Genomic DNA, 13921 nt, shown 5'->3' with positions numbered 1-13921 from the left:
CGGACGGCAGATGCCGTCCGCGCCTTCGTCCGTCACAGGTCGAAGTGGCAGGCGACCTTGTGGCCGGCGGCGGTCTCGCGCCATTCGGGTTCGACCTCGGCGCAGACGTCCTCTGCCCACGGGCACCGCGTGCGGAAGCGGCAGCCGCTCGGCGGGTTCGCCGGGCTCGGCAGGTCTCCTTTGAGGATGATCCGCTCGCGGGTCGCCTCGATCTCCGGGTTCGGTTGGGGCACCGCTGAGAGCAGGGCCTTCGTGTACGGGTGGCGCGGGTTCTCGTAGATCGCCTCGGAGTCGGCCTCCTCGACGAGCTTGCCGAGGTACATGACCCCGACCCGGTCCGAGAGGTGGCGCACGACCGCGAGGTCGTGGGCGATCACCAGGTAGGTCAGCCCGAACTCGCCCTGGAGCTCTTCGAGCAGGTTCATCACCTGCGCCTGGATCGACACGTCCAGGGCGCTGACCGGCTCGTCGCACACGATCAGGTCCGGGCGCAGCATGAGCGCCCGCGCGATCCCGAGCCGCTGGCGCTGCCCGCCGGAGAACTCGTGCGGGTAGCGCTCCATGACCGACTTGGGCAGGCCCACCGCGTCGAGGGTCTCGACCGCGAGCTTGCGCCGCTCCTCCTTCGAGCCGATCCCGTGGACCTTCAACGGCTCCGCGAGCAGCATGTCCACATTGTGCCTGGGGTTGAGCGAGCCGAGCGGGTCCTGGAAGACCATCTGCATCCGCGAGCGGAACCGCCGCAGCCGCTCGCCCTTGAGGGCGGTGACCTCGTCGCCGCCGAGCCGGACGCGGCCGGCGGTCGGCTCCTCCAGGCGCAGCACGGCCCTGCCGAAGGTGGTCTTGCCGCAACCGGACTCGCCGACCAGGCCGTAGGTGCCGCCCGCGTCGACGCTGAGGCCGACGCCGTCGACCGCGCGGACGTGCCCGACGACGCGTTCGACGACGATGCCGCGCCGGATCGGGAAGTGGACTTCGAGGTCCTCGACCTCCAGCAGCGGCTCGGCGGCCGGGGCCGGCTCGTCGGGGACCTGCGGCTCGGCGTCCTCGGGAGCCTGCGGTTCGGTGCTCATGCGATCTCCTCTGCCATGACGCAGCGGTGGGCGTGCGGCGCGCCCACCAGGGCGGGCTCGCCCTCGACGCAGGCGGGCGCGACGCGGTCGCAGCGGGGCGCGAACGCGCAGCCGTCCTTCCAGCGGATCACGTCCGCGATCGAGCCCCTGATCGGCGTCAGCGGTTCGTGGGTGCCCAGGTCGAGCCGCGGGATCGACCCGAGCAGCCCCACCGTGTAGGGGTGCGTGGGCCGGGCGAACAGGTCGCGCACCGGCGCCGACTCGACCACGCGGCCGGAGTAGAGCACGTTCACCTCGTCGCAGATCCCGGCGACCACGCCGAGGTCGTGGGTGATCATGAGCAGCGCCGTGCCCTCGGAGTCGACGAGGTCCTTGAGCAGTTCGAGGATCTGCGCCTGGATGGTGACGTCGAGCGCGGTGGTCGGCTCGTCGGCGATGAGCAGCCGCGGCGCGCACGCGACCGCGATCGCGATGAGCACCCGCTGGCGCATCCCGCCCGAGAGCTGGTGCGGGTACTCCTTCAAGCGGCGCAGGGGGTCGGGGATGCCGACCCGGTCGAGCAGGTTCGCGGCCTCCTTGACGGCCTTGTCGCCCTTGAGGCCCCGGTGCCGTTCGAGGACCTCGGTGATCTGGCGGCCCACCGGGACGACCGGGTTCAGGCTCGACAGGGGGTCCTGGAAGACCATCGCGAGGTCGGCGCCGCGGCGGCGGCGCATCGCGGCGGGCGGCAGCGTCAACAGGTCGACGCCGTCGAAGGCCGCGCGGCCCGACACGTCCGCGCCGCCCCGGTTGCTGCGTCTGCCGACCGCGATCCCCTGCGGGGTCGCCGCGACGGCGCCGCCATGGCCGGGCGGCACCGCGCCGTCTCCGGCCGCGCCCTCCGGTCCGGTGCCTTCGGGCCCGGTGGCCTCCGCCTGCGCGGGCACCTTGCCGTTTCGGGACTTCGCGGCGCGGGCCTTGCGGCCCTTGCCCTTCGGCAGCAGGCCCATGATCGCCAGGCTGGTGACGGACTTGCCGCAGCCGGACTCGCCCACGAGCCCGACCACCTTGCCCTCGTCCACGGCGAAGGAGACGCCGTCGACCGCGGTGGCCGCGCCGAAGGCGACCCGCAGGTCCTCTACTTCGAGCAGTGCCACTATTCCTGCCTTCTCAGTCGGGGATCGAGCGATTCGCGCATGGCCTCGCCCAGGAGGGTGAAGCCGAGCGCGGTGACGATGATGGCCACCGCCGGGTAGATCGCCAGTTGCGGTGCGCCCGAGAGGAACCGCTGCGCGTCGGCGAGCATCGTGCCCCACTCGGGATTGCCCGGGTCGGGGTTGCCCAGGCCCAGGTACGACAGCGCCGCGGCCTCGATGATCGCCGTGGCGAGCACCAGCGTGGCCTGCACGATCACCGGCCCCAGCGAGTTGGGCAGGATGTGCGAGACCACGATGCGCGCCTTGGGGACCCCGAGGGCGATCGCGGCCAGCACGTAGTCCGAGTGCGCCTGCGCGAGCATCGAGCCGCGCAGCAGGCGCGCGAAGATCGGGATCTGCGCGACCCCGACGGCGATCATGACCGTGGACAGGCTCGGGCCCAGCAGCGCCGCGACGCTGAGCGCCAGCAGCAGCATGGGGATCGCGAGCGCGACGTCCACCGAGCGCATGATGACCGCTTCGAGGCGCTCGCCCCAGCGGCCCCCGAAGGTGCCCGCGGCGGCGGCGATCCCGCCGATGAACGCCCCGGCGAGGAACCCGATGAGGGTCGCGACCACGCCGACCAGGAGGGTCTGGCGGGCCCCGACGATCATGCGCGAGAACATGTCCCGGCCGAGGTGGTCGAGGCCGAACCAGTTCTCCGGGCGCGGCCCGGGGAAGATGTTCCGGTTGAGGAACACCTCCTTGCCCCAGGTCTGCGCGGAGGCCTCGTAGGGCGCGATCCACGGGCCGAGCACGGCCACGATCACGAACAGCGCCACGATGACCGCGCCGCAGATCGCCATCGGCGACCGGCGCATGCGCCGGATCGACTGGCGCCACAGGGAACCGGTCTTCGCGTCCCGCGCGGTCGCGGTCGCCTCGATGAGGCGTTCGAGCTTCTCGATCTTGGCGGTCGTCATTTCCGCACCCGCACTCTCGGGTCGAGGAATCCGTAGGAGAGGTCCACGATCAGGTTCAACACCACATAGGACACCGCGATGATGAGGATGAAGCCCATCAGCGCCGGATAGTCCCGCTCGGTGGTCGCCTGGTAGACGAAGGAGCCGATGCCGCCGAACGCGAACACGCTCTCGGTGAGCACCGCCCCCGAGAACAGGCTCCCCAGCAGCAGGCCGATCACGGTCACGATCGGCAGCATCGCGTTGCGCATGACGTGGCGCCCGCGGATCGTGCCGGGCTTGAGCCCCTTGGCGTCCGCGGTCCGCACGTAGTCCTCCCCGACCACGTCGAGCACGCTCGCCCGCGTGATCCGCACGATCACCGCGAGCGGGATCGAGGAGAGCGCCATCGCCGGCAGCACCAGGTGCAAGAACGCGTCGGCGGCGATGTCGAACTCCCCGGTGATGATCCCGTCGAGCACCCGCAGGCCCGTGACCTCCGTGTACGAGGCCCCGGCCGAGAGCCGGAACGCCGTCGGCAGCCAGCCGAGCTCCTGCGCGAACACCACCTTGAGCATGGCGGCGAGGAAGAACACGGGGATGCACACCCCCACGAGCGACCCCGAGACCGACCCGAAGTCGATCCAGGTGCCGCGCCGCCGCGCCGCCAGGTACCCCAGCGGGATGCCGATGCCGACGGCGATGACCATGGCGGCCAGCGAGAGTTCGATGGTGGCGGGCAGGCGGTCGGCCAGTTCGGTGGCGATGGGCCGCCCGCTCGACAACGAGGAACCGAAGTCGAGGCGGACGATCCGGCCGAGGAACTCCCCGTACTGGACCCACACGGGCTCGTCGAGCCCGAGGGCCGCCCGCAGCGCCTCCCGCTGCTGGTCCGTGGCGTTCTCGGGGAGCAGCCGGTTCTCGGGTCCGCCCGGAAGGGCCTTGAACCACGCGAACAGGAGCAGAGAGAGTCCCAAGAGCGCCACGGCCAACTGCAGGAGGCGCTTAACGGTGTAGCGCAGCATATTCGGCTGTTACTGGTTTCTGTTAGGCGTCGGCGGTGAAGTAGACCTGCGCGAAGTTCTCCTGCGTCAGCGGGGAGACGTCCGGCGGGTACACGTTCGGCGCGAACGCGATCGACGGCGGCGAGGAGGTCAGCGGCAGACCCGGGAGCTCTTCCATGATCAGCTCGTTGGCGGTCTTCCACAGGTCCACGCGGGTGTCCTGGTCGGGCTCGGTGTTGGCTTCGGCGATGGCGTCGAACACCTCCTGGTTGTCGAAGCCCCACTCGGTCGAGGGGGCCGCGAACCAGGTGCCGAGGAAGTTGTACGGGTCGGCGAAGTCGCCGGTCCAGCCCAGGAAGTACAGCGGGCACTCGCCGCTGCGCGTCGCCGGGATGTACTCGACCCAGGTGATCGGCCTGGCCTCGACGGTCACGCCGACCTCCTTGAGGTTCTCGGCGACGATGTCGAAGATGTCCTTCGGCGCCGGCATGTACGGCCGGGTCACGTCGGTCGGGTAGCAGAACTCGAGGGTCAGGTCCTCCTGGCCGGCCTCGGCCAGCAGCTCCTGGGCCTTCTCGGGGTCGTACTCGTAGGTCACGACGTCCTCGGACCAGCCTTCGAGGCTCGGCGGCTGGAACTGGGTGGCGATGAGGCCGCCCGGCGGGAGCACCGAGTCGACCAGGCGCTGGCGGTCGACGGCGTAGGAGAGCGCCTCGCGGACGGCGTGGTCCTCGAGCGGCTCGTGGCCCTGGGTGTAGGCGAGGTACAGCAGGTTGAAGACGCCGCGGATCGGCACCTGGTAGCCGTCGTCGAGCAGCGGCTGCACGTCGGCGGGGGCGGCGAGGTCGTAGCCGTGGATGTCGCCGGCGGTGAGGGCCTGGCGGCGGGCGGTCTCGTCGGAGATGGTGCGGAAGATCAGGGTCTTGACCTTCGCGGTCTCGCCCCAGTAGTCGTCGTTGCGGGTCAGGGTGACCTGCTGCTCGCTGTGGTCCCACTCGGTGAGGGTGTACGGGCCGGTGCCGGCGAGCGTGCCGGCGGTCTGCGAGTACTCCGGCAGCGGCGAGTCGGCGGACGGGAGCTCGACGTCGGCGATCGCCTCAAGCGAGGCGGGGCTGATGATCGAGAAGGAGGAGAGGCTGAACGCGCCCGGGAAGCTGGAGGTGTACTTCGTCAGGCTGATCGTGGCGGTGAGGCCGTCGGCCTCGCAGCCGGCGTAGATCGGCTCGTACTCCACGCCCATCTCGGGGTCGTTCTCGGCGAAGCCGCCGAAGACCGCCGAGTAGTAGTAGCTGAAGTTCGGGGACTGGAAGCCGCCCTTGAAGTTCGCCCACCGGTCGAAGTTGGCGCAGACGGCCGCGCCGTCGAGCGCGGTGCCGTCGTGGAAGTTCACGCCCTCGCGCAGGTGGAAGGTCCACTCGGTGCCTTCGTCGTTCTGGTCCCAGGACTCGGCGAGACCGGGCACGTTGTCGGTGCACTCGGTGTCGATGAGGGTCTCGTAGAGCTGGCGGGTGACGCGGAAGGTCTCGCCGTCGGAGGCGAGCACCGGGTCGATGCTCGACGGGTCGCCGGGGGCGCCGAAGACGAACGGCTGCGATTCGTTGGCCGCCTCGTCGGGCGCCGGGTCGCCGTCGGTCCGCTCGGGGCAGGAGAAGTCGAAGTCTTCCGCGGAGCTGGCGTCCCCTTCGGAGCCGCCGTCGGATCCGCAGGCGGTGAACAGGCCCAGAGCCATCGCGGCTGCCGCCGCTGCGGCCAGGGCGCGCCTGACTGGGATTGGTGACGTGCGCATAGGTTGTCTCACCCGTCGGTCGTTGGGTATTCGGAGGTAGCCCAAGACTAGGTCAAGGTGAGTTACGACACTGTTAAGCGTTATGCGATCGTGACCGTTCCGGCGACTATTGTTACCCAAACCGCACAGCTCGCATGGGTCTGAGATGCGTTGGGGCGCAACGAGATCGAAAAAGTCGACGCGGGAGGCGGCGAGCGGGCGAACGGCGGTGAAACCGTTTGCATCGCCTCGGTTGCGGCCATGGTCGCGGCCGCGTTCAGGCCATGTCGCGGCGGCCGGAGAAGGCCCGCCCGAGCGTGACCTCGTCGGCGTACTCCAGGTCGCCGCCGACCGGCAGGCCGCTGGCGAGGCGGGTGACCTTGAAGCCCATGGGCTTGATGAGCATCGCCAGGTAGGTGGCGGTGGCCTCGCCCTCGGTGTTGGGGTCGGTGGCGACGATGAGCTCCTTGGTCTCCCCGGCCTGGAGGCGCACCATGAGCTGGCGGATGCGCAGGTCGTCGGGGCCGATGCCCTCGAGCGGGTTGATCGCCCCGCCGAGCACGTGGTACCGGCCGCGGAACTCGCCGGTGCGCTCGATCGCGAGCACGTCCTTGGGTTCCTCGACCACGCAGATGAGCGCCTCGGAGCGGCGCGGGTCGCGGCAGATCCCGCACTGCTCGGCCTCGGTGACGTTGCCGCAGGTCTCGCAGAACCGGACCTGCGCCTTGACGCGCTCGAGCGCGGAGGTGAGCCGCTCGACCTCGGCGCTCTCGGAGGCGAGCAGGTGGAAGGCGAGCCGCTGGGCGCTCTTCGGCCCGATGCCGGGCAGCTGGCCCAGCTCCTCGATGAGGTCGCCCAATGCCCCGTCGTACAAGGAACTCTCTTTTCTCGCCGCTCGAACGTGGTCGGTGTGGGAAGGCGCTCGGCCCGGTCCGCGCGGGGGCGAAGCGGGTCGGGCGCGGCGCGCCGCCCGGTCGCGGTGCGGGCGCCGCTCCGGGCTCGGAGCGCCGGCTACATGCCGGGGAGGCCGAGGCCGCCGGTCATGCCGCCGAGGGCGTCGCCGAGCGGGCTCATCTTCTCGGCGGCGATGCGCTTGGCGTCCTCGGTGGCCGCCTGGATCGCGGCGAGCACGAGGTCTTCGAGGGTCTCGACGTCTTCGGGGTCGACCGCCTTCGGGTCGATCTTGACGCCGACGAGGTCGCCGTCGCCGGTCACGGTCGCGGTGACGAGCCCGCCGCCGGCCGAGGCGCTGACCTCGGTCTCGGCCAGTTCGGCCTGCGCGGCCAGCATGTCGGCCTGCATCTGCTGCGCCTGCTGCAACAGCTTCTGCATGTCTCCGCCTGGGAACATGTCGCTCACTCCTCGCCGTGGCTGTCGGGGTCCGGTTCCTTGGGCCAGCCTAGCCGCCCGCGCCGACGCCCACCCGCCGAGCACGCCGCGGCGCGAGGCGCCCCACCGCGAACGGCCGGTCGGCTCAGGCGATCTGCTTGGCGCCGAACGCGGTGGCGAGGAGTTTCACGGCCTGCTCCTCGCTGGTGCCGAAGCCGCCGGGCGCGACCGGGTCGTCAGGACTCGGCTCGTCGTAGTCGTCCGGCGGCGGCTCCTCGTGCGAGCGGGCGGCCGGGGCGCGCTGCGCGGGGGCGCTCGACGATCGGGCGGCGGAGGGGGCCGGGCTCCTAGGCGCCGGGGCCGGCGCCGTTCCCGGCCCCGCTTTTGGGAGGTTCGCGACCTCCCCGACCTCGCACCGGATCTTCCAGGTCCCGCCGAGGACCTCGTTGAAGACCTGCACGACGATGCCGTACGCGGGCTCCTTCTGGAGGTTCTCGGCGTGGAAGGCGTGCTTGAAGGCGAGGACCACCTCGTTGTCGGTGGCGTCGGCGACCGTGGCCTCCGACAGGAGCGCGGCGGTGGTGCGCTTGCGGTCCTTGACGGCCATCATGATCCGGTCCCACTGGCGGCGGATCGAGGCGGCCGAGACGCTGACCTCGCCGGAGGGCGCGGCCGCAGCGGGCTCGGGCACAGCGGGGGCCGCCTCGGCCCACTCGTCCGCGGGCGGCTCGGGTGCTCGCGGCGGGGCGCTCGCGGCGGCCGGTGCGGGTTCGGGAGCCGGGGGTTCGGCCTTCGCGGGCTCAGCGGGTTCGGCCGGTTTGGCGGGTTCGGCTGGTTTGGCGAGGGCGCTGCGGACGGCGGCGGGGCCGGTCGCGGCGGGCGCCTGTGCGGCAGGCGCGGTCGCGGCGGGTGCGGCCGCTGGGCGCGGTTCGGCGAAGGCCGCTCCGGCGGCGCGCTGTTCGAGGGTTTCGAGGCGCTGCATGAGCCCGGCCATGGACTCGTCCGAGCCGGGCAGGATCGCTCTCACGCAGGCGAGTTCGAGCAGGAGCCGCGGCGCGGTCGCGCCGCGCATCCCGGCCAGCCCCGCGGCGACGACCTCGGCCATGCGAGTGAGCGTGGAGGTGCCCATGCGGGTGGCCTGGCTGGTCATCTTCGCGAGCTGGTCGGCGGGCGCGTCCACGAGCCCGAGCGAGCCCGCGTCGGGGACCTGGGTGAGCACGATGAGGTCGCGGAGGCGTTCGAGGAGGTCCCCGGCGAAGCGGCGCGGGTCGTGGCCGCCTTCGACGACGCGTTCGACCACTTCCATGACGGCCGCGCCGTCGGCGGCGGCGAAGGCCTCGCACATCTCGTCGAGCAGCCCGGCGTCGGTGACCCCGAGGAGCCCGGCGGCCCGCTCGTAGGTGACGCCCTCGGCGCCGGCCCCGGCGATGAGCTGGTCGAGGACCGAGAGCGTGTCGCGGGCCGAGCCGCCGCCGGCGCGCACCACGAGCGGGAGCACGTCCTCGGCGACGACCGCGCCCTCCTCGTCGCAGAGCTTGCGGCACAGCTCGCGCATCGCGGGCGGCGCGATGAGGCGGAACGGGTAGTGGTGCGTGCGCGAGCGGATCGTCGGCAGGACCTTGTCGGGCTCGGTGGTCGCGAAGATGAACAGGACGTACTCCGGCGGCTCCTCCACGAGCTTGAGCAGCGCGTTGAAGCCGGCGGCGGTGACCATGTGGGCCTCGTCGATGATGTAGATCTTGTAGCGCGAGTCCACGGGCGCGAAGACGGCGCGTTCGCGCAGCTCGCGCGCATCGTCCACGCCGCCGTGGCTGGCCGCGTCGATCTCGATCACGTCGACCGAGCCGTGGCCGTCGGCCGCGAGGGCCCGGCAGGAGCGGCACTCCCCGCACGGCTCGGGCGTGGGGCCCTGGGCGCAGTTGAGGGAGCGGGCGAGGATGCGCGCCGAGGAGGTCTTGCCGCAGCCGCGCGGCCCGGAGAACAGGTAGGCGTGGTTGAGTCGCCCGGCGCGGATGGCGTTGATGAGCGGTTCGGTGACGTGCTCCTGGCCGACGACTTCGGCGAAGGTCTGCGGCCGGTATTTGCGGTACAGCGCGAGTGCCACGTCATCCTCCAGGTCGACGCGCCCTTGGGGCGGCGCCTCGTTGCTCTCTCGGGCGGTGCCCGTTCCGTGCGGTCCCGGGCGGCGCCCGCCCGGGGCTGTGCCGAGCCGGTTCGCGGCTCGCCTGAAGCCAGGGTACGGCCTGGGTCCGACGTTCGGCGGCGCGACCGGTGGTCTTGGAGCGAGCGGCACAGGCCGGCCCGCGGGAGCGGCGGCGTCGCTGTTCGGGCCGAGGGACGCGCTTGTGAGGGAGGGTCGCAAGGGGAGGCCGTGAGGGGTCGCGAGGGGTGGCCTCGAACGGATGTTACCGATATCCTCATGGAGTACACACACATTTAAACGTTTCAATAGAAGGAGTCCGCGTTGCGTACCCCCGCACCTCCCCGCCGCCGGCGGCTCGCCCGCTGGCTGGCCGCCGCGGTCGTGACCGCCTGCGCCGTCAGCCTCACCGTCATCGGCACCTCCCCGGCCGGAGCCGTCGAGACCGGCACCTGGTACCGGATCGTCAACGAGCACTCGGGCCTGGCCGTGAGCATCCAGAACGGCTCGGCGACCGCGGGCGCGGCCGCCGTCCTCGCCGCCCCCTCCGACGCCGCCGAGCAGCAGTTCCGCTTCGTCGACTCCGGCGGCCACTACCGGATCCAGGCCCGGCACTCCGGTCAGGTCCTCGACGTCTACGCGAAGTCCACCGAGAACGGCGCCGACATCGTCCAGTGGACCGACAACAACGGCACCAACCAGCAATGGCAAGTCAACGCCGTGTCAGGCGGCTCGGTCGAGCTCGTCAACCGCAACTCCGGCAAGGCCCTCGACAACTGGGAATGGGCCACCAGCGCGGGCAGCCGCGTGTCCCAGTACGACCGCAACGACCTGGCGGCGCAGCGCTGGCAGCTCGTCCCGGTCGGCTCGACCGGCGCGACCGGGGACGGCTCGGTCACCGACGCGAACCTCCAGTACTACGGGCGCTGGAGCAGAGCCGACTCCTCGTACTACACGATGGGCTGGGCCGGCGGGTACGTCGAGTCGGCGTTCACCGGCTCCTCGATCGGCGTGAAGCTCCGCGGCACCATCGACCTGTGGTACTCGGTCGACGGCGGCGCGGAGACGTGGCTGCGCAACGCCTCCGGGAACGTCACGATCCGCTCGGGGCTCGGTTCGGGCACCCACACGATCCGCATCGGCTTCCGCGAGCGCGCCGGGTCCTACACCGGCGACCCGGCCTTCGGCGGGTTCCTCCTGGCGAGCGGCGGGGCGACCGTGTCGATCGCGCGCCCGGAGCACCACATCGAGTTCATCGGCGACTCGATCACCGTGGGCCAGCCGAACGGGGACCGGCCGTTCACGACCTACCCGTGGCTGTCGGCCGAGGCGCTCGGGGCGTCGCACATGCAGGTGGCCGAGGGCGGCGCGTGCGTCTCGACCGCCGACTGCCGGGGCATGGTCGACTGGTTCCTGCGCACGACGAACCAGGACTTCGACGAGATGTGGGACTTCTCGACCTACGAGACCGACCTGGTCGTCATCAATCTGGGCACCAATAACAAGGTGTCCTCGGTCGAGTTCCAGAGCGACTACGTGCTCCTGCTGGAGCGGGCCCGGCAGGCGTACCCGGACGCGGAGATCCTCGCGATGGGGGTCTTCAGGGAGCGGCTGCTGCAAGAGGTCCAGAACGCCGTGGCCGCCCGCAACGCGGCCGGGGACCAGAAGGTCCACTACGTCGACACGGTCGGCTGGGTCGACCCGGTCGCGGACACCGGCGACAACGTGCACCCGCACGACGCCGGGCACGCGAAGATCGCAAACCTCCTGACCCCGATCCTGGCGCAGTACCTCTAGTCCGAGAAGGCGCCCGCCCCCTCCGGGGCGGGCGCCGCTCGCGCGCCGGCCCCGGCGGCGCTCACGACTCGTCTTGGAGCTTCGCGACCTCGTGCTCAAGCCCCTCACGGGTCAGGCGCAGCTGCTCCTCGGCGACCTCCACGGCCTCCAGGAAGCTGCGGGCGCGCACCAATTGCCTGATGCGGTCCTCCGCGGCGCGGTCGTGGCGCCCGTCGTTGCCCCGGCGGTACTCGGCGACGGCCCGGTCCGCCTCGCCCTTGGCGCGCTCCTGGGTCTGGCGCATGAGCTCGGAGGCCTGGGCCCTCGCCTGGGCGATGATCTGGCGCGAGTAGTGCTGCGCCTGGTTGACGAAGCTCTCGGCCTGCTGCTGCGCCTGCGAGACGAGGTTGACGGCCGTCGAGGTCGGCGTCACGGGGGACGCGCTCTGGAGCCGCTGCGAGTTCTGCTGCGACTGCCAGGACCGCAGCGCCTCCTTCAGCTTCTCCGCGTCGGTCCGCAGGGCGGCCTCGCGCTGGTCGCGGCTGGCCAGCTCGTCGGCCACGCGTTCGAGGAAGCGGTGGACCTCGTCGGGCTGGTAGCCGCGCCGCGTCAGGCTCGTCATGGAGAACCTGGCGTTGTTGACCTGTCCGACGGTCACTTTCACACCGGACGACCGGTAGTTGTACATGATGGAACGTCCTCTCTCACTCGCCCGAGGGCTCGAAGTGGATGGCCTCCGCCCGGATGCCGGAGCCGACCAGGTGCTTCCTGCTCGACTCCACCATTCCCGGCGGCCCGCAAAGGTAGACATCGGCGCCGGCGCAGCGGCCGTGCGCGACGGCCAGCTCCGCCGGGGAGCCCGAGCGGATCTCGCCGAACAGGTCCTCGTCGACGCACGGCACGAGGTCGAGCCAGTCGTACGCGGCGGCGAGGGCGCGCATGGGCTCGATGCAGTACAGGCCCGCGGGGCTGCGCGCGCCCCAGTACAGGGTCGTGTGCCTGGGGGCGGCGGCGATCTGCTCGACGAGCGCCTTCATCGGGGCGATGCCGGTGCCGCCGGCGATCATGGCGACCGGGCCGCGGCCGGGGCGGAGGGTGAGCCCGTTGCCGACGGCCGGGCCGACCCTGAGGGTGTCGCCGGGGCGGACGAGGGAGACCAGCGCGGTCGAGACCTCGCCGCCGTCGACGGCGCGGACGTGCAGTTCGACGGTGCCGTCCGCCCTGGGGGCGTTCGCCGGCGTGTAGTGGCGCCAGACGCGCGGGCGCAGGTTCGTGCACAGCGTGAGCGATTGGCCGGGGAGGTAGTCGATCCGGTTCCCCGGGTCGATGGTGATCACGGCCGTCTCGAGGTCGATGCGCTCGTGGGCGACGACTTCGGCGTCCCACCAGGGCGGCGTGTAGTGGGCGGCCGCGTCGGCGGCGTCGGCCATGGTCGCGGCGACGAGGCCGTAGGCCGCCGTCCAGTCCGCGGCGATGGCGGGCGTCCAGTGAGGGCCGCTGAAGTGCTCGAGAGTCGCCACCAGCGCCTCGCCGACGGCCGGGTAGTGGCCGCGCAGCGCCCCGAACTTGCGGTGGTCGCGCCCGAGCGCCTGGAGGGTGGGGACGACCGCGTCGATGGTGTCGACGTTGCTGACCACGGCCCCGAGCGCGGTCACGAGCTTGTCGCGCTGCGCGGCCATGTTCATGGGGAACAGGTCGCGCGTTTCGGGATGGGTGAGGAACAGCGTCGAGTAGAAGTACAGCGGGACCTGGTCGCCGTGGGAGGCGACCAGGCTCCAGTTCTTCTTCAGCCGTTCGGCGTCGATCATGCGACTAGTCGTCCGTCCCGATGACGTCCGGGGCGACCGATGCGAGGACCTTGACGACCGCCTCGATGATGTCCTGCGGGACCTCGAGCTCGTTGAGGACGGCGACGAGGTGGGCGCCGACGGCCTCGAACTGCCCGGCCGTGATGCCCATGCCGCGGTGGGCCTCGGCGAGCTCGCGGCCCTCGTAGGACTTGGGGCCGTCGAGGACCTGCGAGATGAGGGCGACCTGGTGGCGCTTGAGGATCGCCAGGTCGGTGTCGGCGAAGAATCCGGAGAGCTCGGGGTCGTCCAGCAGGCGGCGGTAGAACCGCTCGACCGTCTCGGTGACCGCGGGGGCTCCACCGATTCGCTCGTAAGCGGACAGCGTCGGTGCTTCGGTTCCGGTCATGACGTTTCATCCTTAGGGGTGATAATCGGTGTTTGCGAGCAGAGCCTACCGGCACTGTCGCAAAGGGGCCATAGTGATCGTGAGCTTTCCACGGTTTGCCATGGCCCATGGGCAGATCGTAAATGGGCGATTACCGCGGGCACACGCACAAGGTGTCCGTCTCCGAGGTTTCGGGCCGGCGCGCCGCCGGCCGGAGGGCGAGGAGGACCGCCCGGCGAGATCGACCCGGGACGGGCCGCGGGCAAGAAAAAAGACCCTGCTGAACAGGGTCTTGATGGAGCCGCCTGACGGAATCGAACCGTCGACCTATTCATTACGAGTGAATCGCTCTGCCGACTGAGCTAAGGCGGCTGGGTCCCTCACGCACCCGCCAGAGCCCGCTTATCCTTGCTGCCTTCCGGCCCTGGGGAGGTTCACAAGATGACGCCGCATGAGGGACGGGCAATAGCCTACCGCACGGCGGCGGCGATCCAGTAGCGGGCGAGCCCCGAAGGTCGCAGAGGTCACCGTCTCGGTCGGACCGGGAGCGGGCACGGACCGGCGCCGGACGCGGTCGCGCCT

11 protein-coding genes, 1 tRNA gene, 1 other RNA gene and 1 pseudogene are annotated in these 13921 nt (G+C 71.3%); 1 reads left to right on the top strand and 13 read right to left on the bottom strand.

The window, feature by feature from the left end; all coding sequences use genetic code 11:
* Positions 1–32 precede the first annotated feature (32 nt).
* From IF12_RS0101230 to IF12_RS0101195, 8 genes and pseudogenes are all read right to left on the bottom strand, one after another.
* Positions 33–1073: an ABC transporter ATP-binding protein gene (locus tag IF12_RS0101230; protein WP_081912882.1), complete on the bottom strand. Its 1041-nt coding sequence runs from the start codon at positions 1071–1073 to the stop codon at positions 33–35.
* Positions 1070–2209 (bottom strand): ABC transporter ATP-binding protein, encoded by a 1140-nt coding sequence (locus tag IF12_RS0101225; RefSeq protein ID WP_133884133.1) that lies wholly within the window; start codon positions 2207–2209, stop codon positions 1070–1072. Before IF12_RS0101225 ends, IF12_RS0101230 begins: the two co-directional genes overlap by 4 nt.
* Positions 2209–3171, bottom strand: coding sequence for an ABC transporter permease (locus IF12_RS0101220; protein ID WP_030144444.1), 963 nt, complete (start codon positions 3169–3171; stop codon positions 2209–2211). Before IF12_RS0101220 ends, IF12_RS0101225 begins: the two co-directional genes overlap by 1 nt.
* Positions 3168–4175: an ABC transporter permease gene (locus IF12_RS0101215; RefSeq protein ID WP_030144443.1), complete on the bottom strand. Its 1008-nt coding sequence runs from the start codon at positions 4173–4175 to the stop codon at positions 3168–3170. Before IF12_RS0101215 ends, IF12_RS0101220 begins: the two co-directional genes overlap by 4 nt.
* A gap of 22 nt (positions 4176–4197) precedes the next feature.
* Positions 4198–5940 (bottom strand): ABC transporter substrate-binding protein, encoded by a 1743-nt coding sequence (locus IF12_RS0101210; RefSeq protein ID WP_030144442.1) that lies wholly within the window; start codon positions 5938–5940, stop codon positions 4198–4200.
* Between the two features lie 256 nt (positions 5941–6196).
* Complete coding sequence (gene recR / locus IF12_RS0101205; protein WP_030144441.1) at positions 6197–6793, bottom strand: recombination mediator RecR; 597 nt, start codon at positions 6791–6793, stop codon at positions 6197–6199.
* A gap of 137 nt (positions 6794–6930) precedes the next feature.
* Positions 6931–7269: a YbaB/EbfC family nucleoid-associated protein gene (locus IF12_RS0101200; protein ID WP_030144440.1), complete on the bottom strand. Its 339-nt coding sequence runs from the start codon at positions 7267–7269 to the stop codon at positions 6931–6933.
* Between the two features lie 5 nt (positions 7270–7274).
* Positions 7275–9352 (bottom strand): annotated as a pseudogene (locus IF12_RS0101195) (DNA polymerase III subunit gamma and tau).
* Positions 9353–9712: 360 nt separating this feature from the next.
* On the opposite strand from IF12_RS0101195, the gene IF12_RS0101190 reads away from it, so the two are divergent.
* Positions 9713–11185, top strand: a complete 1473-nt coding sequence (locus IF12_RS0101190; protein ID WP_051703819.1) for an RICIN domain-containing protein — start codon at positions 9713–9715, stop codon at positions 11183–11185.
* 61 nt (positions 11186–11246) lie between these two features.
* On the opposite strand, the gene IF12_RS22505 is transcribed toward IF12_RS0101190, so the two are convergent.
* From IF12_RS22505 to ffs, 5 genes are all read right to left on the bottom strand, one after another.
* Positions 11247–11822 carry a DivIVA domain-containing protein gene (locus tag IF12_RS22505; protein WP_166659556.1) on the bottom strand — a complete coding sequence of 192 codons (576 nt, stop codon included), beginning with the start codon at positions 11820–11822 and terminating at the stop codon, positions 11247–11249.
* A 46-nt stretch (positions 11823–11868) separates the two neighbouring features.
* Positions 11869–12972 (bottom strand): globin domain-containing protein, encoded by a 1104-nt coding sequence (locus IF12_RS0101180; RefSeq protein WP_051703818.1) that lies wholly within the window; start codon positions 12970–12972, stop codon positions 11869–11871.
* Positions 12973–12976: 4 nt separating this feature from the next.
* Positions 12977–13360, bottom strand: a complete 384-nt coding sequence (locus IF12_RS0101175) for a group 1 truncated hemoglobin (RefSeq protein WP_030144435.1) — start codon at positions 13358–13360, stop codon at positions 12977–12979.
* Positions 13361–13635: 275 nt separating this feature from the next.
* A tRNA-Thr gene (locus IF12_RS0101170) sits at positions 13636–13711 on the bottom strand.
* An RNA gene (ffs, locus tag IF12_RS24610) (signal recognition particle sRNA small type) lies at positions 13709–13802 on the bottom strand. The genes IF12_RS0101170 and ffs overlap by 3 nt, the downstream gene beginning before the upstream one ends.
* Between the last annotated feature and the right edge of the window lie 119 nt (positions 13803–13921).

It is taken from the genome of Glycomyces sp. NRRL B-16210, assembly GCF_000719515.1.
Taxonomy (GTDB): domain Bacteria; phylum Actinomycetota; class Actinomycetes; order Mycobacteriales; family Micromonosporaceae; genus Glycomyces.
The sequence above is the reverse complement of the archived record's forward strand: the minus strand, read 5'-3'. Positions and strand labels throughout refer to the sequence as shown.

Coding starts and splice junctions, on each gene's coding strand:
- IF12_RS0101230 (WP_081912882.1), bottom strand. CDS start 1,073: ATGAGCACCGAACCGCAGGCTCCCGAGGACGCCGAGCCGCAGGTCCCC.
- IF12_RS0101220 (WP_030144444.1), bottom strand. CDS start 3,171: ATGACGACCGCCAAGATCGAGAAGCTCGAACGCCTCATCGAGGCGACC.
- IF12_RS0101215 (WP_030144443.1), bottom strand. CDS start 4,175: ATGCTGCGCTACACCGTTAAGCGCCTCCTGCAGTTGGCCGTGGCGCTC.
- IF12_RS0101210 (WP_030144442.1), bottom strand. CDS start 5,940: ATGCGCACGTCACCAATCCCAGTCAGGCGCGCCCTGGCCGCAGCGGCG.
- IF12_RS0101200 (WP_030144440.1), bottom strand. CDS start 7,269: ATGTTCCCAGGCGGAGACATGCAGAAGCTGTTGCAGCAGGCGCAGCAG.
- IF12_RS0101180 (WP_051703818.1), bottom strand. CDS start 12,972: ATGATCGACGCCGAACGGCTGAAGAAGAACTGGAGCCTGGTCGCCTCC.
- IF12_RS0101175 (WP_030144435.1), bottom strand. CDS start 13,360: ATGACCGGAACCGAAGCACCGACGCTGTCCGCTTACGAGCGAATCGGT.